Annotated in this window: 20 protein-coding genes and 1 riboswitch; of the genes, 12 read left to right on the top strand and 8 right to left on the bottom strand. The window is 66.0% G+C overall.

Annotated features, from left to right (window positions below):
• Positions 1 to 5: 5 nt before the first annotated feature.
• Positions 6 to 236 (bottom strand): glutaredoxin family protein, encoded by a 231-nt coding sequence (locus D7Y61_RS21005; RefSeq protein WP_049447590.1) that lies wholly within the window; start codon positions 234 to 236, stop codon positions 6 to 8.
• Between the two features lie 100 nt (positions 237 to 336).
• On the opposite strand from D7Y61_RS21005, the gene D7Y61_RS21010 reads away from it, so the two are divergent.
• Together D7Y61_RS21010 and D7Y61_RS21015 are read left to right on the top strand one after the other, a co-directional pair.
• The gene (locus tag D7Y61_RS21010; protein WP_019338791.1) at positions 337 to 1,719 is read left to right on the top strand and encodes an L-serine ammonia-lyase; all 1,383 of its coding nucleotides are present in this window, start codon (positions 337 to 339) and stop codon (positions 1,717 to 1,719) included.
• A 217-nt stretch (positions 1,720 to 1,936) separates the two neighbouring features.
• The gene (locus tag D7Y61_RS21015) at positions 1,937 to 2,932 is read left to right on the top strand and encodes an alpha/beta fold hydrolase (RefSeq protein WP_180869102.1); all 996 of its coding nucleotides are present in this window, start codon (positions 1,937 to 1,939) and stop codon (positions 2,930 to 2,932) included.
• Between the two features lie 109 nt (positions 2,933 to 3,041).
• Here D7Y61_RS21015 and D7Y61_RS21020 read toward each other — a convergent pair whose 3' ends face one another.
• From D7Y61_RS21020 to metX, 3 genes are read right to left on the bottom strand one after another with little or no spacing between them, the layout of a single operon-like run.
• A complete protein-coding gene (locus tag D7Y61_RS21020) occupies positions 3,042 to 4,109 on the bottom strand; it encodes a homoserine dehydrogenase (protein WP_180869104.1) in 1,068 nt (355 codons plus the stop codon).
• Entirely contained in the window at positions 4,106 to 5,341 is a 1,236-nt protein-coding gene (locus D7Y61_RS21025; protein ID WP_180869106.1) for an O-succinylhomoserine (thiol)-lyase, read from the bottom strand. The genes D7Y61_RS21020 and D7Y61_RS21025 overlap by 4 nt, the downstream gene beginning before the upstream one ends.
• Positions 5,338 to 6,369, bottom strand: a complete 1,032-nt coding sequence (metX, locus tag D7Y61_RS21030) for a homoserine O-succinyltransferase MetX (protein WP_180869108.1) — start codon at positions 6,367 to 6,369, stop codon at positions 5,338 to 5,340. Before metX ends, D7Y61_RS21025 begins: the two co-directional genes overlap by 4 nt.
• A gap of 77 nt (positions 6,370 to 6,446) precedes the next feature.
• A riboswitch (SAM riboswitch) is annotated at positions 6,447 to 6,565 on the bottom strand.
• Between the two features lie 148 nt (positions 6,566 to 6,713).
• Here metX and D7Y61_RS21035 point away from each other — a divergent pair.
• From D7Y61_RS21035 to D7Y61_RS21050, 4 genes are all read left to right on the top strand, one after another.
• On the top strand, positions 6,714 to 7,598 hold the full coding sequence (locus D7Y61_RS21035) for a M23 family metallopeptidase (RefSeq protein WP_180869110.1): 885 nt from the start codon (positions 6,714 to 6,716) through the stop codon (positions 7,596 to 7,598).
• Between the two features lie 66 nt (positions 7,599 to 7,664).
• Positions 7,665 to 9,269 (top strand): peptide chain release factor 3, encoded by a 1,605-nt coding sequence (locus tag D7Y61_RS21040; protein ID WP_014038155.1) that lies wholly within the window; start codon positions 7,665 to 7,667, stop codon positions 9,267 to 9,269.
• A gap of 204 nt (positions 9,270 to 9,473) precedes the next feature.
• On the top strand, positions 9,474 to 10,112 hold the full coding sequence (gene trhA, locus D7Y61_RS21045; protein ID WP_010482744.1) for a PAQR family membrane homeostasis protein TrhA: 639 nt from the start codon (positions 9,474 to 9,476) through the stop codon (positions 10,110 to 10,112).
• 73 nt (positions 10,113 to 10,185) lie between these two features.
• Positions 10,186 to 12,159 carry an AsmA family protein gene (locus D7Y61_RS21050; RefSeq protein ID WP_180869111.1) on the top strand — a complete coding sequence of 658 codons (1,974 nt, stop codon included), beginning with the start codon at positions 10,186 to 10,188 and terminating at the stop codon, positions 12,157 to 12,159.
• A 177-nt stretch (positions 12,160 to 12,336) separates the two neighbouring features.
• Here D7Y61_RS21050 and D7Y61_RS21055 read toward each other — a convergent pair whose 3' ends face one another.
• The 3 genes from D7Y61_RS21055 to mtgA are packed head-to-tail and all read right to left on the bottom strand — an operon-like array spanning position 12,337 to position 14,550.
• The gene (locus D7Y61_RS21055; RefSeq protein WP_180869113.1) at positions 12,337 to 12,768 is read right to left on the bottom strand and encodes a CBS domain-containing protein; all 432 of its coding nucleotides are present in this window, start codon (positions 12,766 to 12,768) and stop codon (positions 12,337 to 12,339) included.
• Positions 12,728 to 13,747, bottom strand: a complete 1,020-nt coding sequence (locus D7Y61_RS21060) for a glycosyltransferase family 2 protein (RefSeq protein ID WP_180869115.1) — start codon at positions 13,745 to 13,747, stop codon at positions 12,728 to 12,730. The genes D7Y61_RS21055 and D7Y61_RS21060 overlap by 41 nt, the downstream gene beginning before the upstream one ends.
• Positions 13,748 to 13,800: 53 nt before the next feature.
• The gene (gene mtgA / locus D7Y61_RS21065; protein WP_180869117.1) at positions 13,801 to 14,550 is read right to left on the bottom strand and encodes a monofunctional biosynthetic peptidoglycan transglycosylase; all 750 of its coding nucleotides are present in this window, start codon (positions 14,548 to 14,550) and stop codon (positions 13,801 to 13,803) included.
• Positions 14,551 to 14,627: 77 nt separating this feature from the next.
• Here mtgA and D7Y61_RS21070 point away from each other — a divergent pair, with 77 nt between their 5' ends.
• From D7Y61_RS21070 to D7Y61_RS21080, 3 genes are all read left to right on the top strand, one after another.
• A complete protein-coding gene (locus D7Y61_RS21070) occupies positions 14,628 to 15,521 on the top strand; it encodes an Hsp33 family molecular chaperone HslO (protein WP_180869119.1) in 894 nt (297 codons plus the stop codon).
• Positions 15,522 to 15,637: 116 nt separating this feature from the next.
• Positions 15,638 to 16,486: a hypothetical protein gene (locus D7Y61_RS21075; protein ID WP_049420960.1), complete on the top strand. Its 849-nt coding sequence runs from the start codon at positions 15,638 to 15,640 to the stop codon at positions 16,484 to 16,486.
• Positions 16,487 to 16,867: 381 nt separating this feature from the next.
• The gene (locus tag D7Y61_RS21080) at positions 16,868 to 19,612 is read left to right on the top strand and encodes a TonB-dependent receptor (RefSeq protein ID WP_180869121.1); all 2,745 of its coding nucleotides are present in this window, start codon (positions 16,868 to 16,870) and stop codon (positions 19,610 to 19,612) included.
• A 136-nt stretch (positions 19,613 to 19,748) separates the two neighbouring features.
• Here D7Y61_RS21080 and D7Y61_RS21085 read toward each other — a convergent pair whose 3' ends face one another.
• Positions 19,749 to 20,351 (bottom strand): TetR/AcrR family transcriptional regulator, encoded by a 603-nt coding sequence (locus D7Y61_RS21085; RefSeq protein ID WP_053520195.1) that lies wholly within the window; start codon positions 20,349 to 20,351, stop codon positions 19,749 to 19,751.
• A 142-nt stretch (positions 20,352 to 20,493) separates the two neighbouring features.
• On the opposite strand from D7Y61_RS21085, the gene D7Y61_RS21090 reads away from it, so the two are divergent.
• The 3 genes from D7Y61_RS21090 to D7Y61_RS21100 all read left to right on the top strand — a co-directional run bounded on the left by D7Y61_RS21090 (position 20,494) and on the right by D7Y61_RS21100 (position 24,428).
• Positions 20,494 to 21,411 carry an alpha/beta fold hydrolase gene (locus D7Y61_RS21090; protein WP_180869122.1) on the top strand — a complete coding sequence of 306 codons (918 nt, stop codon included), beginning with the start codon at positions 20,494 to 20,496 and terminating at the stop codon, positions 21,409 to 21,411.
• Positions 21,408 to 23,885 (top strand): acyl-CoA dehydrogenase, encoded by a 2,478-nt coding sequence (locus D7Y61_RS21095; protein ID WP_180869124.1) that lies wholly within the window; start codon positions 21,408 to 21,410, stop codon positions 23,883 to 23,885. Before D7Y61_RS21090 ends, D7Y61_RS21095 begins: the two co-directional genes overlap by 4 nt.
• Positions 23,886 to 23,960: 75 nt before the next feature.
• The gene (locus D7Y61_RS21100) at positions 23,961 to 24,428 is read left to right on the top strand and encodes a hotdog fold domain-containing protein (RefSeq protein WP_180869126.1); all 468 of its coding nucleotides are present in this window, start codon (positions 23,961 to 23,963) and stop codon (positions 24,426 to 24,428) included.
• The last annotated feature ends 87 nt before the right edge of the window (positions 24,429 to 24,515 follow it).

The raw sequence follows: 24,515 nt of genomic DNA on the forward strand, positions 1-24,515 counted from the left end.
GGGCACTACCGATCGACGGCCAGCCAGGCCTGAACCGTGGCCGCGTCGAACGGCCAGTCCAGCTCACGGTCGCCGCGCTCGTCGCGCAGCACCGGCACCCGCGCGCCGTAGCGCGATTCCAGCGCCGGCTGGTCATCCAGGAACACCGATTCGAACTCCGGCGCCCTGGCCTTGGCCAGCTCGGCCAGGGCCATGTCGCACAGGTGGCAGTCGTCACGCTGGAACAGAGTCAACACTGGCTGGGTCCCCTTGGCGGAAATGCTGCGCCGCAGCCATGGAAGTGCGGCGTGAACCGCTAGAATAGCGGTCTCTTCCGGTACCCGCAGTACGGCAACCATGGCTGTCAGCACGTTCGACGTTTTCAAGATCGGCATTGGCCCGAGCTCCTCGCACACCGTCGGGCCGATGAAGGCCGCCGAGCGATTCATCCACCGCTGGCTGCTCGACCCGGGCCGCCTGCACGAGGTCGCGCGCATCCGTGCCGATGTCTATGGTTCGCTGGCCTTGACCGGCCGCGGCCATGGCACCGACAAGGCGATCCTGCTGGGCCTGGAAGGGCAGCGGCCGAACCTGATCGACCCGGACATCATCCCGGCCACCCTGGAGCGCATCCGCAGCAGCAAGCGCATCCAGCTGATGGGCCAGCACGAGATCGCCTTCGACGAGAAGCGCGACCTCGGCATGAACAAACGCCAGAAGCTGCCCTACCACACCAACGGCATGCGCTTCACCGCGTACAACGCCGAGGACGAAGTGATCGCCACCCGCGACTACTACTCCGTCGGTGGCGGCTTCGTGGTCAACCAGGACGATGCGGCCGATGACCGCATCGTGCCCGATGAAACCCCGCTGCCCTACCCGTTCAAGAGCGGCGACGAGCTGCTGGCACAGACCGCACGCAGCGGCCTGAGCATCGCCCAGCTGATGTTCGAGAACGAGAAGTGCTGGCGCAGCGAGGACGAGATCCGCGCGCAGCTGCGCGAGATCTGGAGTGCGATGCAATCGTGCGTGACGCGCGGCATCCGCGAGGAAGGCGTGCTACCGGGTGGTCTGAAGGTTGGCCGTCGTGCACCGGCGCTGTACCGCGAGCTGTCGTCGAAGCCGGAAGCGGCAATGCGCGACCCGCTGACCACGCTGGACTGGGTCAACCTGTACGCACTGGCGGTGAACGAGGAGAACGCCGCCGGTGGCCGCGTGGTGACAGCGCCGACCAACGGCGCCGCCGGCGTATTGCCGGCTGTGCTGCATTACTTCGACCGCTTCTGCCCGGGTGCCAACGAGCAGCGTGTGTTCGACTTCCTGCTGACCTCGGCGGCGATCGGCATCCTGTACAAGGAAAACGCCTCGATCTCCGGCGCCGAAGTGGGCTGCCAGGGCGAAGTGGGCGTGGCCTGCTCGATGGCGGCCGGTGGCCTGGTCGCGGCGCTGGGTGGCAACCCGAGCCAGATCGAGAATGCCGCGGAAATCGGCATGGAACACAACCTCGGCCTGACCTGTGACCCGATCGGTGGCCTGGTGCAGATCCCCTGCATCGAACGCAATGCGATGGGCGCGGTGAAGGCGATCAACGCCTCGCGCATGGCGATGCGTGGCGACGGCAAGCACAAGGTGTCGCTGGACAAGGTGATCAAGACCATGCGCGATACCGGCCGCGACATGCAGGACAAGTACAAGGAAACCAGCCGCGGTGGCCTGGCGGTGAACGTCATCGAGTGCTGAGGTCGATCGGGCCCGGCGTGATAGCGCCGGGCCGCAGGTAGAGTCGACTGTTAGTCGACTATCGCGCGCACGCGGGATTTTCGCGGTCGGAACGAAGAGCAGTCGACTAACAGTCGACTCTACCCAGTCGACTCTACCCAGTCGCCCTTGCCCGCTCGGACGACACCGTCACTGCGTTCCGGTTAGGCTCGGGGCTCCCCCGCCCCCGGACTGCCCCATGCGCGTGATCGCTGCTGCCCTGCTTGCCTGCCTTCCGCTGTCCGCCCTCGCCGCGCCCACCTATGGGCCACGCTTGGAAGGCTTCGACTACGGCTATCCAGTGAAGACCTTCGCACTGGAATCGCAGCGGCAGTCGCTGGAAATGGCCTATCTGGACATCGCGCCGAAAAAGGCACCGGTCGGCGTCGTGGTGCTCCTGCATGGCAAGAATTTCTGTGCGGCCACCTGGAAAGAGTCGATCAAGCCACTGATCGCAGCCGGCTACCGGGTGATTGCCCCGGACCAGGTGGGCTTCTGCAAGTCCAGCAAGCCCGAGCGCTACCAGTACTCGTTCGCCCAGCTTGCGGCCAATACCCACGAACTGCTGCAGCAGCTGCAGATGGGTGATGTACCAGTGCACCTTGTCGGCCACTCGATGGGCGGCATGCTCGCGGTGCGCTACGCGCTCATGTACCCGCAGGACCTGCGCAGCCTGTCGCTGGTCAACCCGATCGGGCTGGAGGACTGGAAGGCGCTGGGCGTGCCTTGGCGCAGCGTGGATGCCTGGTACGCCGGTGAACTGAAAACCACGTATGACAGCATCCGCCGTTACCAGCTGGACGTGTATTACGACGGCCAATGGAAGCCGGCCTATGAGCCGTGGGCACGCATGCAGTCGGGCATGTACGAAGGCCCGGGAAAGCAGGCCGTTGCGTGGAGCCAGGCACTGGCCTCGGACATGGTGTTCAACCAGCCGGTGGTCTACGAACTGAAAAACCTGCAGGTGCCGACCACGTTGTTCATCGGCCAGAAGGACCACACCGCGATCGGCCGCGACCTCGCGCCGCCAGCGGTGAAGGCGACGCTTGGCAATTACCCGGTGCTCGGCAAGGCCGCAGCGGCCGCCATTCCCGGCGCAACACTGGTCGAGTTTGCCGAACTGGGCCATTCGCCGCAGGTGCAGGACCCGAAGCAGTTCAACAGCGCGTTGTTGAAGGCACTGAAGTCCCGCTGACCGGCAGGCATGCCCCTGTAGAGCCGAGCCCACGCTCGGCTCATCCGGCAGGATGGGGATTCTGTCAGGAGCAGCCGAGCATGGGCTTGGCTCTACAGAAGCGGTGCGATCAACCCACGATACGCAGCACGTCGTCCAGAAGCGCGGCGGCGGTGACTTCCGCGCCCGCACCCGGGCCCTGGATCAACAACGGCTGGCGCTGATAGCGATCACTGTGGATGGCCACGCGGTTGTCGGTGCCTGCACCCTGCGCCAGCGGGTGATCGGCCGGTAGCTCACGCAGGCCCACCTGCGCACCCTCGCCATCGACACGGCCAACGAAACGCAGCACGTGGCCGTTGTCGCGCGCCTGCTGCCAACGCGCCTGCAACGGTGCGTCCAGCTGTTCCAGCGCGCCCACCGCTTCATCCAACGGCAACGCTGCCAGCGCCGCAGGCACCAGCGAATCCACCTGCACCTGCGAGGCATCCAGAGCCAGGCCACTGCTGCGGGCGAGGATCAGCAGCTTGCGCCGCACATCCTCGCCGGAGAGATCCAGCCGCGGGTCCGGCTCGGTGTAGCCGGCCGCCAGCGCCTCGCGCACCGCGGCCGAGAACGGCGACCGCCCGTCATAGCGATGGAACAGCCACGCCAGCGAACCGGACAGCACGCCTTCGATGGCATGGATGTGATCGCCACCGGCCACCAACGCACGCAGGCTGCTCAGCAGCGGCAGGCCCGCGCCTACCGTCGCGCTGTCGCCATAGCACGCGCCACTGTCGGCGCAGCTTTCCGCGATGGCCTGCGCGCGTGCAAGCTGCGCGCCACGGCCCAGCTTGTTGGCGGTCACCACGTGCACGCCGCGCGCCAGCCACTGCACGTGGCGCGCGGCCACGTCTTCGCTGGCAGTGGCGTCGACCACCACGTCGCCACGCTCCAGTCCTTCGGCGCTCGCCCACGGCGGCGAACTCTGGCCATCGCGTGGTGCACGTCGTGCCAGCTCCAGCGGCAACGCCAGATCACGATCGATCTCCAGCGCAGTGCGTGAATTGGCCAGCCACTGCACGCTGGGCAGTTCCAGCCCACGCGCCCGCAATGCCTGGTAACGCTGCACGAAGGCCGAGCCGACCGTGCCGGTGCCGAGCAGCGCCAGGCGTCCCACACCCAGCGCAGGAATTTCAGCGGCGAGCGCGCTCATGCATCCACCACCTGTTTGCGGCGCGCAGCCGCATCGATCACCGCTTCGGCGCGCTGCAGCGCGGCGCCCAGATCGACCAGCAGGTCACGCTCGGCCTCGATGCCCACCGACAGGCGCAGCAGGCCTTCGCTGATGCCGGCGGCGGCACGCGCTTCGGCGGTCATCGCCGCATGGGTCATGGTGGCCGGATGCGCGACCAGGCTTTCGACGCCGCCCAGCGATTCGGCCAGGGTGAAACAGCGCAGGCCATCGACAAAGGCACGCACTGCGGCATGCGGATCATCACCTTCGCAGTCGGCCAGTTCGAACGACAGCATCGCGCCGAAACCACTCTGCTGGCGGGCGGCGATGGAGTGGCCCGGGTGATCGGCCAGACCCGGGTAATAGACACGGCCGACCGCCGGATGCTGGTCCAGCAACGCAACGATCGAAGTGGTGTTCTCCTGATGCACGCGCAGGCGCGCATCCAGCGTGCGCAGGCCGCGCAGGGTCAGGAAGGCATCGAACGGCGAGCCGGTCAGGCCCAGCGCGTTGCCCCACCACACCAGCTGCTCGTGCAGTGCCGGATCGCGCGCGACTACCGCGCCGCCCACCACATCGCTGTGGCCGTTGATGTACTTGGTGGTGGAATGCAGCACCAGGTCCGCACCGAACGACAGCGGTTGCTGCAGCGCCGGGGACAGGAAGGTGTTGTCGACCACAACCAGTGCACCGGCCTTGTGCGCAGCATCGATCACGAAGCGCAGGTCGGTGATGCGCAGCAGCGGGTTGGACGGAGTTTCCACCAGCACCAGCTTCGGCTGAGTGGCCAGCGCCTGCGCCAGCGCGCGCGGATCGGTCAGATCAGCGGTGACCAGTTCGAAGTGGCCCTTCTTTGCCAGCGCATTGAACAGGCGCCAACTGCCGCCGTACGCATCGTGCGGCACCACCAGGGTATCGCCCGGCTGCAGCAGTGCGTTCAGCACCAGGTTGATCGCGCCCATGCCAGTGGCGGTGATCACGCCGCCGGCACCGCCTTCCAGTTCGGCCAGCGCTTCACCCAGCAGGTCGCGGGTGGGATTGCCGCTGCGCGTGTAGTCGTACTGGCGCTTGTTGCCAAAGCCTTCGAAGCTGAAGTTCGACGACAGCACGATCGGCGGCGTGACCGCGCCATGCGCGGTGTCACGATCGATGCCGGCGCGGACGGCGGCAGTGGTGCGGCTACAGGACGGCTCGTTGGCGTGCAGGCTCATGCGGACTCTCCAGAGGTGCGGAAGGCGGTGGCGAGGATCGCGTCGATGCGATCGGTTTCTTTGAGGAAGGCGTCGTGGCCGTAGGGCGAACGCAGCACGCGCAGGCTGCCGCGCGGCCCCAGCCCCTCGACCAGGCCGACCAGGTCGGCCAGCGGCACCAGGCGGTCACCTTCCACGGCCACCACCACGGTCGGCGGCAGGATGGCGGCGGGGTCGACGCGGTGCAGGTCGATCGATTCGGAAAGGCGCAGGTAGGCGGTCACCGGTGTGCGCGCGACGTACTGCGCGCCTGCGGCGTCGAGATAGTCTTCGGCGGCCACGCGCACGCGGCCGTTGATCACTTCCGGCGCGGCGTCGAAGCGCTCGCCGAACTCTTCCGGGGTGCGGTAGCTGAGCATGGCGAACTGCCGGGCCAGCGCCAGGCCATGGTCTTCGCCGCACTGCAGCTGGCCCAGCGCGACGGCCCGGCGCTGCAACGCGCGCCAGGCGGCGGCATACGGGTGCGGGCGATGCGCACCGCTGGCCAGCACCAGCTGGCGCACGCGGGCACGATGACGGATCGCGAACTGCTGGCCGACCAGCGCGCCATACGAATAGCCGACGAAGGCCTTCAGCGTGCGAATGCCCAGATGATCCAGCAGCAGTGCCAACGCATCGGCCTGGTCGGCGGTATCGATCGGCACGTCCAGCGCACCGTCGGCCCCGATGAAGTCGAACGCCAGCACGCGCAGCTGCTGCGGATCCAGCGTGCGACCACTGCCGACCAGCTCTTCGGCCCAGCCCTTCTCGCTGAACTGCGGGTTGGAGGCCACATGGCGATGCGCGGAAATGCCGCCAGCCAGTACCACCACCGGCGCGTTGGCCGGACCGACCCACTCATAGCGCAGGCGCACCGGGCTGGGGCCGGCATGACGCATCGACAGCACCCCGGCGAACTCACCGCGCTCGGCATGCACGCGATCTTCGACCGGCACGCTGACGGGGACAAAGGGTTCGGGGCGAATGGCGGTACTGGCAGCGAAGCTCATGGCGGGATCCGGTTGGGGAATCGGCCATCGAGCCTTCGCGGGGCTCGCGTTCGAGATGCACGTGCGGTGCATGGTTCGAACCATCTTTCGGTGGACGCCACGGTCCCCGCAGGATTTGGCACCTACGCGGACGCTTTCGCATCCGCGGGCTGCCCCGGCTTCAAAGGGCCTGTCCCTCTGCCGGTCTCGATGGTGGGGCCACGATGCCAGCCCTTCCGGGCACTGTCAATCCTTTCATGCGGATAAAGCGATGAATATTTTCATCATGGGTATGCGAGGAGCGTCGCGGTCGTCCCGTTCAGGATCCGGTACAGTCCCGGCGGTCCCTGCCGCTGGAACCGCCGATGCCACGCCTGCCCCTGACCTGCCTGCTGCTGCCCTTGCTGGCGAGTACGACGGCCAGCGCCGGCGACTGGCGCCAGGGCTGGGGACTGGTGCCTCCTCCCGCTTCTGCCGCCCACGCAGGCGAGGCCGAGGCTGCCGCACCGATGGCCCAGCTGCGCCTGCAGCCGATCGGCGAACAGTGGCAGGCCCGCATCGACAACACCCTGGCCGGGCCGTTGCAGATCGAACTGCGCGCGGCCCCCGGGCACCCGATCGACGGCCTGCCGGTTCAATCACTGATCCAGGGAGACAGCAGCCTGGTGGTCGGCCACCTGCCCGCGCCGGTCAACGGCCGGATGCTGGACCTGCGCCTGCAGTCGGTACCGGGCAACCCCGCCGCACAGGCCGAGGATGTGGCCTACCGCCTGCCCTTCGATGATGCGCGCCCGCGTGTGGACCAGGCGCCGCAGGGCCGGTTCAGCCACGATGACGAGGAAAACCGCGATGCGGTCGACTTCGCACTGCCTGAAGGCACGTTGGTGTTGGCCGCACGCGAGGGCACGGTGATGCAGATCCAGGATGGCTTCCGTGGCAACGGCCAGGACCGCGAACGCGATGGCGGCCGTGCCAACTTCATCCGCGTGCTGCACAGCGACGGCAGCATGGCCCTGTATGGCCACCTGCAGGCGGGCGGCATGCGCGTACGCCGTGGCCAGGCGGTGGGAGCCGGGCACCCCCTCGGCCTGTCCGGCAACAGCGGCTACAGCAGCGCCCCACACCTGCACTTTGTGGTACAGATCAACCGCGGCATGGGCCTGCGCTCGGTGCCGGCGCGCATCTTCACCGAGCAAGGCCAGCTGCGGTTCGCCCGCCAGGGCGAGGCCGACGGCGGCACCGGGCGCTGACCGGCCCCGGCCGGTATAATCGGGCGCTTATCTCTTTGAAAAGCGCCCCGGGCGGGCGCCACTGCCATGTCCGAAGTCGCCAACGAAGCGTCGCGTCGCCGCACCTTCGCCATCATCTCCCACCCTGACGCCGGCAAGACCACGCTGACCGAAAAGCTGCTGCTGTTCGGAGGCGCGATCCAGATGGCCGGTTCGGTCAAGGGCCGCAAGGCCGCCCGCCACGCCACCTCCGACTGGATGGCGCTGGAAAAGGAACGCGGCATCTCGGTCACCTCCTCGGTGATGCAGTTCCCGTACGAAGGCAAGATCGTCAACCTGCTCGACACCCCCGGCCACGCCGACTTCGGCGAGGACACCTACCGCGTGCTGACCGCGGTGGACTCGGCGCTGATGGTGATCGACGTGGCCAAGGGCGTGGAAGAGCGCACCATCAAGCTGATGGAAGTCTGCCGACTGCGCGACACCCCGATCATGACCTTCATCAACAAGCTCGACCGCGAGGGCAAGGACCCGATCGAGCTGCTGGATGAAGTGGAAACCGTGCTCGGCATCCAGTGCGCTCCGGTGACCTGGCCGATAGGCATGGGCCAGCGCCTGAAGGGCGTGGTGCACCTGCTCACCGGCGAAGTGCACCTGTACGAACCGGGCCGCAACTTCACCCGCCAGGACTCGACCATCTTCCCGTCCATCGATGCACCCGGCCTGGCCGAGAAGATCGGTGCACAGATGCTGGCCGACCTGCGCGACGAACTGGAACTGGTGCAGGGCGCCAGCCATCCGTTCGACCTGGACGCCTACCGCGCCGGCAAGCAGACCCCGGTGTTCTTCGGCTCGGGCGTGAACAACTTCGGCGTGCAGCCGCTGCTGGACTTCTTCGTCGAGCATGCGCCGTCGCCGCAGGCACGCTCCACCACCGGCCGCGAGATCGCCCCGGAAGAGAACAAGCTGACCGGCTTCGTGTTCAAGATCCAGGCCAACATGGACCCGCAGCACCGTGACCGCGTGGCGTTCATGCGCGTCTGCTCGGGCCGTTTCAGCGCCGGCATGAAGACCTTCCACGTGCGCACCGGCAAGGAAATGAAGCTGGCCAACGCGCTGACCTTCATGGCCAGCGATCGTGAAATCGCCGCCGAAGCGTGGCCGGGCGATGTGATCGGCATCCACAACCACGGCACCATTTCCATCGGCGATACCTTCACCGAAGGCGAAGCGGTCACCTTCACCGGTATTCCGAACTTCGCCCCGGAGCTGTTCCGTCGCGCCCGCCTGCGTGATCCGCTCAAGCTCAAGCAGCTGCAGAAGGGCCTGGCCCAGCTGTCCGAGGAAGGTGCGACCCAGTTCTTCCGCCCGCTGACCAGCAACGACCTGATCCTCGGTGCCGTCGGTGTGCTGCAGTTCGACGTGGCCGCCTACCGCCTGAAGGACGAGTACGGCGTGGAAGCCACATTCGAGCCGGTCAGCGTGACCACTGCGCGTTGGGTCCACTGCAGCAACGAAAAGAAGCTGGAAGAGTTCCGCGAGAAGAATGCGCTGAACCTGGCCCTGGATGCGGCCGGGCACCTGGTCTACCTGGCACCGACCCGGGTCAACCTGCAGCTGGCGCAGGAACGTTCGCCGGACGTGCGCTTCTCGGCCACCCGCGAAGCGGCGCATACGGTTTCAGTGGGCTGATGCCACGGGGTCAGATCCCTTTCCGCAGGAAAGGGCTCTGCCCCCTGCAGTGCCGGGCGTTCATCCACGCATGACGTGGATCTACCATGGACCCGACGCAGGCCGGCAATTCATCGACCATACGGTGACGGGCGTGCAGACGCCGCCCATCGCGGCGATGATAGGGGGGTGCGGGTCCCCCTCCCCGCGAACGATGCCTACGCCATGTCCACGACTTCCGTTGCTTCGATCCGCGAAGAAATCGCCAGCGCCCTGACCCACGGCCTCGGTGCCGTGCTCGCTCTGGGCGCCGGTGCGGTACTGATCACCCTGGCCGCCATCTACAGCGATGGTTGGCAGCTGGCCGGCGCGATCGTATTCGGCATTGCGCTTCTGCTGCTGTACACCGCCTCCACCCTGTACCACGCCATCCAGCACCCGGTCGCCAAGGGCCGCCTGAAGGTGTTCGACCACTGCGCGATCTACGTATTGATCGCCGGCACCTATACCCCGTTCACCCTGATCGGCCTGCGCGGCCCGTGGGGCTGGGGCCTGTTCGCCGCGATCTGGACCCTGGCCCTGGCCGGGGTGGTGTTCAAGCTGTTCTACACCGGCCGCTTCAAGGCGCTTTCCACCGGCATCTACATCGCCATGGGCTGGCTGGTGATCGTGGCGATCAAGCCGATGCTGGCCTCGATCGACGGCTGGACGCTGGGCTGGCTGCTGGCCGGCGGCCTGTCGTACACGCTGGGCACCTATTTCTATCACCGCGAATCGATCCCCTATTCGCACGCGATCTGGCACCTGTTCGTGATCGGCGGCAGCGTCTGCCACTTCGTCGCGGTGACCATGCAGGTGCTTTAACGGCGCGGGTTGTGCACGCCGCGCACATGGACGCTTCGCGCCCCGTCCACGATGAAGGGGCAACCATGGCAGCGTGAATGCTGCCGCCTCCCCTACCGCAACGCGCGCTTCCCGCTGGCGCCTCCGCAGACCTGGCCCGCGCGGCCGGCGCTGGCTGACGGTCCTGGTCTTCCTGCTGGCAGTGATCCTGGTGGTGATCGCGCTGTGGGACTGGAACTGGTTCAAGGGCCCAGTCGAGCGCGCGGTGCAGGCACGGACTGGGCGCGCGCTGCACATCGAAAATCTTGATGTCGACCTCGGCCGCACCAGCACGATCCGCGTCGATGCGATCACTTTCGCCAACGCCGGTTGGGCGAAGCGGCCCAACATGGCCACGGCTGACCGCGTCGAGATCGACGTACGGGTGTGGCCCCTGCTGCGCGGCAACGTGCAGCTGCCAGAAGTCCGCCTGACCCGACCGGACGTGCTGCTGGAAACCGCCCCGCGCAAGGGCGAACCGGGCAACTGGGACTTCCTCGGTGACAGCGCTGGCGGCACGAGCCCGCAGCTCAAACGCCTGCGCATCGACGACGGCCGGCTGCAGTTCCTCGATGCACTGGGCCGCACCGACATCCGTGTGGGCGTGCGCAGCGGCCAACCGAAACAGGCCGATGCGTCACCGCCACTGCTGGTGCAGGGCAAGGGCCATTGGCAGGGCAATCCGTTCACCCTGCAAGGCGGTACCGAGTCGCCGCTCGAGCTGACCGACAGCGACCATCCGTTCCGCATCCACCTCGACGGCCGCGCCGGTGCCACCCATGCGGTAGCCAGCGGCACACTGACCAATCCGTTCCAGCTGCGTGTATTCGACCTGCAGTTCGCGCTCAGTGGCCGGGATCTGGCCGATCTCTACCCGCTGCTCGGCATCGCCATTCCGCCGTCGCCGCCTTATGCGTTGAACGGCCGTCTCAAGCGTGATCACAACATCTGGCGCTACGACGGTTTCACCGGCAAGGTTGGCGACAGTGATCTTGGCGGCAATCTGCAGTTCGAGGTGGGGCGCAACCGTCCGAGGCTGACCGCAACGCTGGAATCCAAGCGCCTGGACTTCGATGACCTGGCCGGCTTCGTGGGTGCACCGCCGCGGACCGGCGGCGGCGAAACCGCGAATGCGGAACAGAAGGCCGAGGCCGCCCGTATCGCCGTGAGCGCCAAGGTACTGCCCGACACCCCCTACAATCTGGGCAAGCTGCGCGCGATGGATGCCGACGTTCGCTGGAAAGCACACCGCATCAATGCGCCCTCGTTGCCGCTGGACGATATGGACGCGCACCTGCTGCTCGATGATGGCGTGTTGCGGCTGGACCCACTGAACTTCGGCGTGGCCGGAGGCGATATCCGCAGCACGATCCGCATGGACGCGCGCCAACCGCAGATCCGCACCGCGCTGAAGGCCAGCGTGCGCGGCGTGCAACTGGGTCAGCTGTTTCCGGATGCGAAACTGGCCGAGCAGGCCAAGGGCGGCATCGGCGGCGACGTGGACCTGAGTGGCCATGGCAACTCGATTGCTGCGATGCTCGGCAGCAGCAGCGGCAAGGTGGGGCTGGCGATGGGCCGCGGCCACGTGGGCAATCTGGTGATGGAACTGGCGGGGCTGGACATCACAGAGTCACTTAAATTCCTGGTAACCGGCGACAAGCAGATTCCCCTGCGTTGCGCCTTCGCCGACTTCGGCGTGCGCGATGGCCTGATGACCAGCCAGACGTTGGCGGTGGACACCACCGATACGATCCTCATCGGCGAAGGCACGGTCAGCCTGCGCGATGAGACGCTGGACCTGCTGCTGAAGCCACGCCCGAAGGACAAGAGCATCCTGGTGCTGCGCTCGCCGTTGCACATCGCCGGCACGTTCAAGGATCCGTCGTTCCGCCCGGACTTCAAGGCGCTGGGCATCCGCGGCGCGGTGGCATTGGCGCTGGGCAGCATTGCCCCGCCTGCGGCGCTGCTGGCGACGATCGAACTGGGGCCGGGGAAGGATGCCGACTGCGGTGGGCAGTATGCGAAGTAGGAGCGTTCGTGCGCGGCGCCTGCACTGATCGGGGTTTGAGGGGGATGGGTGACTCAGGCAGGACACGCCCATGCCCTCCGTCTCTCCGACGTATCAGGAAGGCGCTGCATTGGCTTTGGCTGTGGCTTTGAGCTTCGAAAAGCGGGCCGGCGGGCCGCAGGCCCGCCAGCGAAAAACTCACCCTGCAACGATGTACTGCTGCAGATGATCCAGCTCGCGCCGCTGCGCATCAATCACCGACTTCACCAGGTCACCGATCGAGATCACCCCCAGCACCTGCGCGCCCTCCACCACCGGCAGGTGACGGATGCGGTAGTCGGTCACCAGCTGCAGGCAGTGCTCCACCTGCTCGCCCGGAGACACCGTCACCACCTTCGCGGTCATGATCTCCGCCACCGCCGTATCGCGTGACGACCGGTCACGCAGCACGATCTTGCGCGCGTAGTCGCGCTCGGACAGGATGCCGACCAGCCGCGGGCCGTCCATCACCAGCACCGCACCGATGCCCTTTTCAGCCATCAACCGGATCGCATCGATCACCGCCGCATCCGGCGCGACCGCATGTACTTCAGGAGACTTGCCGTCCAACAGTTGCCGTACCGTGGTCATCCGTCTGCCCTCCCAGGGTGGGTTGCAGGACCGAGTCTGCCACGGCGGATGCTAGCCACGCGTCAACCAGATACAGCGGGCGCTGTTTGGACTCTTCGTACAGCCGCCCCAGGTATTCGCCGATCAGGCCCAGTGCGATCAGCTGCACCCCGCCCAGGAACAGGATCACCGCCATCATCGTCGGCCAGCCGGCAACCCGGTCGCCGTACAGGGCCGCCTTGGCGATCACCCATACGCCGAACACGAAGGCCACGGCCGCCGTCGCCAGGCCCATGTAGGTTGCCGCCCGCAGCGGCACGGTCGAGAAACCGGTGATACCCTCCAACGCGAAGTTCCATAGCCGCCACAGGCTGAACTTGCTGGAACCGGCCACGCGTGCATGGCGGTGGTAGGGCACGGCGATCCGTTTGAACCCTACCCAGCTGAAAAGCCCCTTCATGAAGCGGTGCCGCTCGCGCATCTCGCGCAGCGCACTCAGCGCGCGCGCCGAGAGCAGGCGGAAGTCACCGGTATCAGCAGGAATCGGCGTGCGTGACAGACGACCGATCACCCGGTAGAACGCCGCCGCCGCGGCGCGCTTGATCCAACCCTCTCCATCGCGGGCCATGCGTGTGCCATAGACATTGTCGTAGCCCTCCCGCCAGCGCGCGACAAACTGGGGCACCAGTTCCGGTGGATCCTGGCCATCAGCGTCAAGGATCATCGCCCCGCCTTCGCGCACCAGGTCCAGGCCGGCGGTCAGCGCTGCTTCCTTGCCGAAGTTTCGCGACAGTTTCAGCGCCGATATCCGCGCGTCGGCCTGCGCCAACCCTGCGATCACGTCCCAGGTACCGTCGTGGCTGCCGTCGTCCACATACAGGATGTGGCCATCGATGTCGGGCATTCCGTCCAGCACCGCGCACAGGCGGGGATGCAGGCACGGAAGCGCCTGCGCTTCGTTGTAGGCAGCGATGACGAAGGTAAGGCGTTCGCGGGTCATGCCCGGATTGTACGTTGCGTACGCCCGCGCGGCCTGCCAGGCAGCGCGTACGCTCACTCCTCCGAGAGGTACGCTGCCCCGCCCAATTGCCGCGCCTGGCGCTGGATCCATGCCGCACGCCGCTGCACGTACGGCCCTGGCCTTGCCGCGTTGTAGCGTCGCGGTGCCGGCAGCACCGCCGCCAGCCGCGCGCTCTCGGCCGGGCTGAGCCGCGCAGCGTCCTTGCCCCAGAACGTCTGTGCTGCCGCCTGCGCGCCATACACACCGTCACCGAACTCGGCGATGTTGGCGTACATTTCCAGGATGCGCTCCTTCGGCCAGAGCGCTTCGATCAGCACCGTGTACCAGACTTCCAGGCCTTTGCGGATCCAGCTGCGGCCCTGCCACAGGAACAGGTTCTTGGCGACCTGCTGGCTGATCGTGCTGGCCCCCCGCAGGCGCCCGCCCTTGGCGTTGTGATCGCGGGCCTTCTCGATGGCCTGCAGGTCGAAGCCGTTGTGGTCGGGAAAGCGCTGGTCCTCGGCGGCCACCAGCGAGATCGGCAGGCTGGGCGCCATCTGGTCCAGGTCGCGCCACTGGTAGTGCAGACGATAGGACCAGTCAGCCTCTCCCAATGCCTCGCCATAGCGCCACAGCATGACCGTGGATACCGGCGGGTCGATGAAGCGCAGCACCAGTACCTGCAGGCAGCTGAAAGCGGCCAGCAGCAGCGGCAGCCACAGCAGCCGTTTCCAGCGCCAGCGCCTGCGGCGCGGGCCTTCCGCCACGGCCTCCACCTTGTGCTGCTCTCCCCCTGCCCCCATTACTGGTGCATCCTTCTTGTATCTGGTTGTCGGCGCATTATCCGGCAACCGCCCCTGTTTACGCGCGATGTGAGCCGATGACCGCCAACCCCGATTCCCTTATCCGCTTCCTGCTTCCCGACGCTGGTGTCCGTGGCGTCCATGTGCGCCTTCAGGCTACCTGGCAGGAGATCCTGTCCCACGCCGAGTACCCGGATACCGCCGCCGAACTGCTCGGCGAAGCCTGCGTGGCCTCGGCGCTGTTCACTGGCCACACCAAGATCGATGGCCGGCTCTCCATCCAGCTGCGCAGCAGCACCGCCCTGCGCACCCTGTTCGCCGAATGCACCGCCGCCGGCACCCTGCGCGGCATTGCCCAGCTCAGCGAGGGCGCCGATGCGCCGCGCGACCTGTCCAGCCTGGGCGATGACGCCCTTCTCGCCATCACCATCGAGAACCCGGGCCTGGACCCGCGCGAGCCGCAGCGTTACCAGAGCCTGGTCGGCCTGACCGCGCCGGAACTGGACGAAGCCTTCGAGGACTACTTCCGCCAGTCCGAACAGCTGCCGACCCGACTGCTGCTGGCCGCCGATCGCAGCGGCGCGGCCGGCCTGCTGCTGCAGAAGCTGCCGGGCGACGAGGGCGACGAGGACGGCTGGGCACGCGCCAGCGCCCTGTTCGAGACCCTGGGCAAGGCCGAACTGCTGGCCACCCCGGCCGAGCAGCTGCTGCACCGTCTGTTCCACGAAGAGAAGCCGGAACTGATGGGCGACAAGCCTCTGTCCTTCGCCTGCTCCTGTTCCCGCGAGCGGGTCGCGTCGATGCTGCAGTCGCTGGGCGAGGACGAGGCCCGTGCCGCGGCTGCGGGCACCGGCGCCGTCGAGGTCCGTTGCGAATTCTGCGGGCGGGAGTATCACTTTCCTTTGACGGAGTTCGGCATACTGTTCCACGGTGCCGAGGGGACTGTACCGGCGCCTGAACGGCTTCAGTAAACGGCTTGTCTTGCATCTGGGGGGATCAAGGCTTGTTAAGAATTCATAAACACCCTAGGATCAAGTTCCCGTCTCTGCGGGAACTTCCGTTGTCCGTCCCTGTCTGAACTGGTCCGATGCGTACCTTCCTGCGTCTACCGCTGGCCCTGCTGATCGCCCTTGGCGCGATCACGGGCGTGCATGCGCAGAGCAAGGACACCCGGACCGTGCTGCCGGTATGGAACAAGGGCAGCGGCAAGGTGGAGGCCCTGCTGTACCTGGAGCCCACCGGCGAACAGGCTGCCGGCGCCCGCTGGCACTTCGGCCGTAACTCGCTGGATGCAGCCTTCGGCCTGTCCTCCGGCGACTCACTGGGCCTGCTCTGCAACAGCAGCAGCGGGACCAGCATGAGCGGCCTGGCCAGTCACTGCATGCTGGCCAGCCTGGGTGACGACGACGACCTCAACAGCCGCCGCTTCACCGGCACCGCCGCGCTGAACCGCGGCAGCAGCCGCCTCGGCATCACCGCCGGCACCGGCCGTGAAACCCTGCCGGCGTGGCTGTCCGGCCCGAACAAGACACCTTCGCTGCGCGCCGAGCAGAACGATCTGACCGTATTCGCGCAGAAGAACATCGGCCGCGAGGGTTTTGTCTCGATTGCCGGTACCTACGCCAAGGCCCGCCTGGTACCGCTGGCCGACGCCGCACCGTCCATCGTCGACCGCTGGGACAGCAAGAGCCTGAGCATCGGCGCCGGCTACGGCAACTTCACCGGCAGCATCATCGGCCGCGTGATCGACGTGCCGGGCAAGCCCGGCAAGTGGGAAGGCCTGGGCATCGGCCTGACCTGGCGTACCCCGTGGTCCGGCCAGCTTACCGTTGGCGCCGAGAACGTGATCAGCCGCGGCAAGAATCCGTTCTCTCCACGCAATGAAAGCAACGACGACGGCACCGTGCCGTACGTGCGTTACGAACAGGATCTCTGACCCCACCAGGCGTGGGTCCAACGATTGACTGTCCACGGGCGCCGAAAGGCGCCCGTGGCGCATGCGTGATCGCGATACAGACTGAACGCTACCCGACGCCGGAGAGACGCTGGCATGCATTTCGACATGCTGCGATACACATCTGTGAAAATTTTTTCGTCACTTTCGCATAACAAACGAGACACAGTTGGACTTGTTCGCATACAAGTCTTTGATTTTTAGCATTAAATTTCATTTTCACTAAAATCACAGACTTGATTAACGTAGCTTTAATTCTTGGCGAGCGCCCGCTACTATCGACTCAGCCTCGCGATTTGGGAGCGCTTTTCGCTCCCCCGCCGGGCAATAACCCAGCCAAGATTTCTTGGAGAGAGAGAGCCAATGAATTTCCAGTCCAACAAGCTGCGCGATGCCGTACTGGTCGCGCTCGTTGCCGGTGTGGCATCCACTGCCACCGCCCAGGCCCAGGAAGCGACCAACCTTGACCGCATCTCGGTCACCGGTTCGCGCATCAAGAGCACCGACATCGAAACCTCGCAGCCGGTCCTGAGCCTGACCCGCGCCGACATCGAAAAGCAGGGCGTGACCTCGGTCGCCGACATCCTGCAGCGCGTTGCCGCCAACGGCGCCGCCCTGAACCGTACGTTCAACAACGGCGGTGACGGCTCGGCCGGTGTCAGCCTGCGCAACCTGGGCGCCGAGCGCACCCTGGTGCTGGTCAATGGCCGCCGCTGGACCACCGGCCTGGATGGCAGCGTCGACCTGAACACCATTCCGACCGCGATGATCGAGCGCATCGACGTCCTGAAGGACGGCGCATCGACCATCTACGGTTCGGACGCGATCGCCGGCGTGGTGAACATCATCACCAAGCAGAACTTCGACGGTGCTGAAGCGAACTTCTACAAGGGCCAGTACAGCGCTGGCGACGGCGACCGCACCGCAGCCGACTTCACTATCGGCACAACCACCGATCGCGCCTCGCTGGTGCTGGGCGTGTCCTACGTCGACGAAAAGGCCGTGATGGCCGGCGATCGCAAGATCTCCGCCGGTGGCCCCCCGTTCTTCAGCGGCCAGAGCGGCACCGGCATTCCGGGCTCCTACGTCCGCAATGACCAGCGCTACATCATCATCAATGGCGTGGAGACTCCGTTCGTCTCCAACCAGCACGGCTACAACACGGCACCGGACAACTACCTGCTGACCCCGAACGAGCGCACCTCGCTGTTCGCCGTCGGCTCGTACAACATTACGGATAACATCACCTTCCGCACCGAGGCGATGTACAACGAGCGCAAGTCCGAGCAGCTGCTGGCCGCCATGCCGGTCACTGGCATGGACCTGAGCGCGGACAGCATGTACAACCCGTATGGTCAAAAGCTGACCGGTGTCAACCGTCGTTTCAATGAAACCGGTGGACGCTCGTTCAACCAGAACGTCAAGAACTGGCACTTCTACGGTGGTTTCGAAGGCTTCTTCGAGTTCGCCGGCCGCAACTTCGACTGGGATGTCGGCTACCGCTACGATAAGACCGACCAGAACGATCTGACCTACGGCCTGTTCAATGTGCAGCGTCTGGAAGAAGCCTACGGTCCGTCGGCCATCCGCGATGGCAAGCCGGCCTGTTTGAACGCGGCAGGCGATGTCATCCCGGGCTGCGCGCCGATCAATCCGTTGGGCGGCATGGGTTCCATCTCGCAGGAAGCGCTGGATTACACTTCGTTTACCGCCCATGACTCGGCGAGCCTGGTGTCGAAGAGCTATTACGCCAACATCTCTGGTGAGATCGTGCAGCTGCCGGCCGGTGCGCTGGGCTTCGCAGCTGGCTACGAAGGCCGTAAGGAAAGCGGCCAGTTCGATCCGGATGCGTTCATCGCGGCAGGCCTGAGCACCGGCAACGGTGCGGCACCCACCAAGGGTGCCTACGATCTGGATGAGTTCTTCGTGGAACTGTCGATCCCGGTGCTGGCTGACCTGCCGGGCGCCAAGCTGCTGGACTTCAGCATCGCTTCGCGCTTCTCGGACTACAGCAATTTCGGTAACACCACCAACAACAAGTTCGGCTTCCGCTGGAAGCCGATCGACGACCTGATGGTGCGTGGTAATTACTCCGAAGGCTTCCGCGCCCCGAGCATCAACAACCTGTATCGCGGCGACACTGATTCGTTCGAAACCTACGCAGATCCGTGCGCCAAGGCCAACAATCCAACCGGCGCAGTACTGGCGCAGTGTGTTGCCCAAGGTGTCCCGGCCGGCCTGGTCCAGCCGAACACCGATGGCGAAGCGGGCCCGCTGCAGACGGTTGAGCCGTTCACTTGGAAGTCGAACCCGAATCTGAAGCCGGAAACCTCCACCAGCAAGACGCTGGGTCTGGTGTGGAGCCCGAGTTTCGTGCAGGGCCTGAACGTGACTCTGGACTGGTGGCAGATCGAAATCGAAGACGCCATCACCCGTCCGGCAATCAGCGACATCATGGATCGCTGCTACGGTGGTACCGCACAGCAGCAGGCAGCCTACTGCGGCCTGATCACCCGTGACCCGAACTACGGCACCGCGAACGAACGCTACACCATCACCAACGTCGACATGCCGCTGATGAATCTGGCGTCGTACAAGGTGGAAGGCTGGGATCTGGGCGTCCTCTACAAGCTGCCGGAGACTTCGATCGGCCAGTTCACCATCAGCCTGGACGGCACCTACCTGTCGAAGTGGGAAACCAAGTCGACGGAAGATTCCCCGGTTGATGGTCGCCAGGGTCGCTACCTCGATCAGGATCCGTACTGGCGCGTCCGCTCCAACCTGTACGTCGACTGGTCCATCGGTGATTTTGGTGTCAACTACGGCCTGCGTTACAAGTCGGGGATGACCGAGGACTGCCTGCTGGGCGGTGCACTGCGCAGCTACTGCTCGGATCCTGAGAAGCGCGAGAACCACATCGGCGCCACCACTTACCACGACATCCAGTTCCGCTACAACACGCCGTGGAAGGGCACCATCATGGTGGGTCTGAACAACGCGTGGGACAAGGATCCGCCGGTGTCCTATCTGGTCCGCGCCAACATGTTCGACCCGCAGTACGACCTGCCGGGCCGCTACATGTACATGCAGTACAAGCAGAAGTTCTGATCGATCCACTGATCAGCTGATGCAGCAACGGCCCCGCAAGGGGCCGTTGTCTTTTGTGCCTTCCAGGTTGCGGCAGCATCAACGGAAAAGGCCGCGGCATTGCCGCGGCCCTCTGCACTCAACGCAGCAACAACGCTCAACCGTTCGGAATCAGCGTCTCGATGAGATGCTCGACATAGGCTTCGAAATCCTCGCGCGCCTGCTTGGGCTGCTGCAGCTGCAGGGACAGCTGCAGGAAGCCGACATAGGCGGCGTAGGCCAGGCGTGCGCGGTGGCGTGCATCGGTCGAGCTGAGCCCTGCCTGGCGGAACGAGGCGATCAGATAGTCGAGGCGGCGCTGCGACACGCGGTCGATCACCGGGCGCACCATCGGGTGATCCAATGCTTTCAGCAGTTCGCTGTAGATGATGTGCGGCTGCACTTCATGCGCCACCATCTGGAACAGCTGGCGCAGGCGCGCACGCGGGTCGGGTACGTCTTCCAGGCTACCGAACACCTGTTCCTGTTCGAACAGTTCCCATCGTTCCAGCGCGGCCTGCAGCAGCGCATCACGCGACGGGAAGTGCCAATAGAAGCTGCCCTTGGTCACGCCGAGTCGCCGCGCCAGCGGTTCCACCGCAACGGCGCCTACGCCTTGTTCAGCAATCAGATCGAGGGCCGCCTGGGCCCAGTCTTCGGCACTCAGGCGGCTGTTGCGGCCGGCGCGCGGTTCGCCGGCGGAAGCGTCAGGTTGATTCATGGTCTGATTTAACCATACGCCGGGGTTCGTTGCAGTACGCCGTTGCGGACGAAACCGTCAATGGCCTCCCCCTGGAGGCCTGTCGCACTGCACCATACGATGCAGTATTGACTTCCCTCACAAGCGATCCATACTAGCAAGTATGGTTACGTCCTCTACTCCCGCTGCGTTCCATGACCTTCGCCTTGACGCCGCCCATGGCGCGCGCCTTGCGGCTACTGCCAGCGATCATGGCCGCCGCGGCCGGGTGTTGTTCGCGCATGGCTTCGGCCAGACCCGGCACGCCTGGAACGCCACGGCCCGGGCCTTGTCCGCAGCCGGCCTGCAGACGCTGGCCTACGACGCACGCGGCCATGGCGATTCGGACTGGAATAACGCCGACCTGCCCTATCACGGTGAACAGTTCGCCGATGACCTGATCGTGCTGGCCGGTGAGCAACCGCGTCCGCCGGTGCTGGTCGCAGCCTCGATGGGCGGCCTGTTCGGCCTGCTGGCCGAATCGCGCTGGCCGGGCCTGTTCTCGGCGATGGTGCTGGTGGACATCACCCCGCGCTGGGACACCGCCGGTGTCGAGCGCATCCTGGCCTTCATGACCGCCCATCCCGACGGCTTCGCCTCCCTCACCCAGGCCGCCGACGTGATATCGGCCTACATGCCACACCGCCCGCGCAAATCCGAGCAGTCGCTGCGCGCACTGCTGCGCGATGACGGCCACGGCCGCTGGCGCTGGCACTGGGACCCGCGCCTGGTGGCAGAGCTGGCCCGTGACAGCGAGCAGCACCAGGATGCACTGGCCGAGGCCGCACGGCAGGTGAAGTGCCCGCTGCTGCTGGTCAGCGGCGGCCGCAGCGATCTGGTCACGCCACAGACCGTGGCCGAATTCCTGGCGTTGGCGCCGCACGCGCGTCATGTACAGCTGCCGCAGGCCACGCACATGGTCGCCGGCGATGACAACGACGCCTTTACCGCTACTGTGTTGGACTATCTGGACGTGTTGCCCGCAGCGGATGCTGCGGCATCGTCCGCCACAAACGAGCACGTCACCGGAGCACGCTCATGAGCATCGTTCTTCCCTTCCTCGCCCTGCTGCTGGCAGGCGCGTTCGTCGCCTACCACCGCATGCGGCTGGTTACCTGGACGCTGATCAGCGTGGCCCTGCTGGTCGCCTGCTGGTTCATCCCCTACGTCAACCAGACCGCCACGATCGTCGCGGCCGCCGTGCTGGCCGTCATCGCCGTGCCGCTGCTGCTGCCGTTCATCCGCAAGCCGCTGCTGACCGGCCCGATGATGAAGGTATTCCGCAAGGTGCTGCCGCCGCTGTCGCAGACCGAGCGCATCGCGCTGGAAACCGGCTCGGTCGGCTTCGAGGGCGAACTGTTCACCGGTGATCCGGACTGGAACATCCTGCTCAACTATCCCAAGCCGCAGCTGACCGCCGAAGAACAGGCCTTCCTCGATGGCCCGGTGGAAGAGCTGTGCACCATGGTCAACGACTGGGAAATCACCCACGTCCATGCCGACCTGCCGCCGGAGCTGTGGGCCTTCATCAAGAAGAACAAGTTCTTCGGCATGATCATCCCGAAGGAATACGGCGGCCTGGGCTTCTCCGCTCTGGCCCACCACAAGGTGATCCAGAAGCTGGCCTCGGTGTCTTCGGTGGTCAGCTCCACCGTCGGCGTGCCGAACTCGCTGGGCCCGGGTGAACTGCTGGTGCATTACGGTACCCAGGAACAGAAGGACCAGTACCTGCCGCGCCTGGCCGATGGTCGCGAGGTGCCCTGCTTCGGCCTGACCGGTCCGTTCGCCGGTTCCGACGCCACCTCCATTCCGGACTACGGCATCGTCTGCAAGGGCGAGTGGAACGGCGAGCAGGTGCTCGGCGTCAAGCTGACCTTCGACAAGCGCTACATCACCCTGGCCCCGGTCGCTTCGCTGATCGGCCTGGCCTTCCGCATGTACGACCCGGACGGTTTGATCGGCGATACCCGCGACATCGGCATTACCCTGGGCCTGCTGCCGCGCGACACCGCCGGCGTGGAAATCGGCCGCCGCCACTTCCCGCTGAACTCGACGTTCCAGAACGGTCCGATCCGCGGCAAGGACGTGTTCATTCCGCTGACCCAGCTGATCGGTGGCGCTGCCATGGCCGGCAAGGGCTGGAACATGCTCAACGAGTGCCTGGCCGTGGGCCGCTCGATCACCCTGCCGTCCACCGCCAGTGGTGGTGCCAAGGCCGGTGCCGCCGTGACCGGCGCCTATGCACGCATCCGCAAGCAGTTTGGCCTGTCGGTCGGCCGCTTCGAAGGCGTGGAAGAAGCGCTGGCCCGCATCGGCGGCAAGGCGTACAAGATCAGCGCACTGTCGCAGGCCACTGCGGCGGCGGTTGACCGTGGTGACGTGCCGTCGGTGCCGTCGGCGATCGCCAAGTACCACTGCACCAACATGAGCCGCGAAGTGATCTCGGACATGATGGACGTGATCGGCGGCAAGGGCATCATCCTGGGGCCGCGCAACTTCGCCGGCCGCAGCTGGCAGGCCGCGCCGATCGCGATCACCGTGGAAGGCGCCAACATCATGACCCGCAGCCTGCTGATCTTCGGCCAGGGTGCGATCCTCTGCCACCCGTGGGTGCTGAAGGAAATGAAGGCTGCGCAGGATCCGGATACCCGTGCCGGTCTGCAGGAGTTCGATCGCAGCCTGTTCGGCCACATCCGCTACGGCATCTCCAATGCCGTGCGTTCGTTCTGGTTCGGCCTGACCGGTGCACGCTTCGGTGCTGCCCCGGGTGACGCCTACACCCGCCGCTACTTCCGCAAGCTGGACCGTTACTCGGCCAACCTGGCGCTGATGGCCGACATCTCGATGATGACCCTCGGCGGCAAGCTGAAGTTCAAGGAATCGCTGTCCGGCCGCCTGGGCGATGTGCTGAGCCACGTCTACATGACCAGCGCCATGCTCAAGCGCTACCACGACGAAGGCGCACCGCAGGCCGACCAGCCGCTGCTGGCCTGGGCCTTCCATGACAGCGTGCACAAGATCGAGGAATCGCTGTCGGCCGCGCTGCGCAACTTCCCGATCCGTCCGATCGGCTGGCTGATGTGGGCGCTGATCTTCCCGCTGGGCCGCCGTGCCGAGGCCCCGGGCGACCGCCTGAGCCGTCGCGTGGCGGCCCTGCTGATGGCGCCGAACGAAGCGCGTGATCGCCTGGCCAGCGGCGTGTTCCTGACCCCGTGCGAGAACAACCCGGGTGGCCGCATCAACAGCTACCTGAGCAAGGCGATCATGGCCGAGCCGGTGGAACGCAAGTTCCTGAAGGCGCTGAAGAGCAAGGGCATCGAGGCACTGGACTTCAAGGCCCAGCTGGACGAAGCCGTGGCCGAAGGCGTGATCACCCAGGACGAGCGGAGCCTGCTGGAAGAACTGCGCACGCTGACCCTGGACACCATCACTGTGGACGACTTCGACACCCACGAACTGCGCGCGGCCAGCTACTACGACCGCCAGCACAAGGATCCGCATTCGCAGGCAGCCTGATCGCCCGCGACACGCGTTGCCTTCGACGGCGGGCTTCGGCCCGCCGTCGTTCTATCCGCCGACCGGAAACCGACCATGTCCACGCCCCTGCTTTCGCTCTACCACCGCCTGCAGCGCTGGCCTGCCGGCACCTGGCTGTTCTCACGCGCGGTGTGCTTCAAGGCGCCCTACTTCGCCAGCATCGCACCGCGCATCACCCGCCTGGAACACGGCCGCTGCGAGGGCACGCTGGCCGATCGCCGCAAGGTGCGCAACCACATCGGCACGGTGCATGCGATCGCGATGTGCAACCTGGCGGAGCTGACCGCCGGGCTGATGGTGGATGCATCGCTGCCGAAGGGCATGCGCTGGATTCCGAAGGGGATGCAGGTGCAGTACCTGGCCAAGGCGCGCGGCACGTTGCAGGCGGTGGCATTGCCGGCGCAGCCGATCGTGGCGGCGGCCGAGGGCTACGCACTGCCGGTGACGGTGAGTGTGCGGGATCGTGCGGGGACGGAGGTGTTCAGCGCGGTCATCGACATGTGGATGTCGCCGGCGAAGTAGCATTCCCGCGAACGGCGCAGCCCCTCGTGGGTGGACGGTTGGTCACGGAAAGCCTGGGTTTGGCTGGGGGCGGTGGGTTCGCGGGGG

The sequence above is a fragment of the Stenotrophomonas maltophilia genome (assembly GCF_013464485.1).
In the GTDB taxonomy this organism is placed as follows: domain Bacteria; phylum Pseudomonadota; class Gammaproteobacteria; order Xanthomonadales; family Xanthomonadaceae; genus Stenotrophomonas; species Stenotrophomonas maltophilia_AW.

Coding starts and splice junctions, on each gene's coding strand:
- D7Y61_RS21090 (WP_180869122.1), top strand. CDS start 20,494: ATGGTTACGTCCTCTACTCCCGCTGCGTTCCATGACCTTCGCCTTGAC.
- D7Y61_RS21025 (WP_180869106.1), bottom strand. CDS start 5,341: ATGAGCCTGCACGCCAACGAGCCGTCCTGTAGCCGCACCACTGCCGCC.
- D7Y61_RS21060 (WP_180869115.1), bottom strand. CDS start 13,747: ATGACCCGCGAACGCCTTACCTTCGTCATCGCTGCCTACAACGAAGCG.
- D7Y61_RS21085 (WP_053520195.1), bottom strand. CDS start 20,351: ATGAATCAACCTGACGCTTCCGCCGGCGAACCGCGCGCCGGCCGCAAC.
- D7Y61_RS21020 (WP_180869104.1), bottom strand. CDS start 4,109: ATGAGCGCGCTCGCCGCTGAAATTCCTGCGCTGGGTGTGGGACGCCTG.
- D7Y61_RS21100 (WP_180869126.1), top strand. CDS start 23,961: ATGTCCACGCCCCTGCTTTCGCTCTACCACCGCCTGCAGCGCTGGCCT.
- D7Y61_RS21075 (WP_049420960.1), top strand. CDS start 15,638: ATGCGTACCTTCCTGCGTCTACCGCTGGCCCTGCTGATCGCCCTTGGC.
- D7Y61_RS21035 (WP_180869110.1), top strand. CDS start 6,714: ATGCCACGCCTGCCCCTGACCTGCCTGCTGCTGCCCTTGCTGGCGAGT.
- D7Y61_RS21070 (WP_180869119.1), top strand. CDS start 14,628: ATGACCGCCAACCCCGATTCCCTTATCCGCTTCCTGCTTCCCGACGCT.
- metX (WP_180869108.1), bottom strand. CDS start 6,369: ATGAGCTTCGCTGCCAGTACCGCCATTCGCCCCGAACCCTTTGTCCCC.
- D7Y61_RS21095 (WP_180869124.1), top strand. CDS start 21,408: ATGAGCATCGTTCTTCCCTTCCTCGCCCTGCTGCTGGCAGGCGCGTTC.
- D7Y61_RS21040 (WP_014038155.1), top strand. CDS start 7,665: ATGTCCGAAGTCGCCAACGAAGCGTCGCGTCGCCGCACCTTCGCCATC.
- D7Y61_RS21080 (WP_180869121.1), top strand. CDS start 16,868: ATGAATTTCCAGTCCAACAAGCTGCGCGATGCCGTACTGGTCGCGCTC.
- trhA (WP_010482744.1), top strand. CDS start 9,474: ATGTCCACGACTTCCGTTGCTTCGATCCGCGAAGAAATCGCCAGCGCC.
- D7Y61_RS21055 (WP_180869113.1), bottom strand. CDS start 12,768: ATGACCACGGTACGGCAACTGTTGGACGGCAAGTCTCCTGAAGTACAT.
- mtgA (WP_180869117.1), bottom strand. CDS start 14,550: ATGGGGGCAGGGGGAGAGCAGCACAAGGTGGAGGCCGTGGCGGAAGGC.
- D7Y61_RS21015 (WP_180869102.1), top strand. CDS start 1,937: ATGCGCGTGATCGCTGCTGCCCTGCTTGCCTGCCTTCCGCTGTCCGCC.
- D7Y61_RS21010 (WP_019338791.1), top strand. CDS start 337: ATGGCTGTCAGCACGTTCGACGTTTTCAAGATCGGCATTGGCCCGAGC.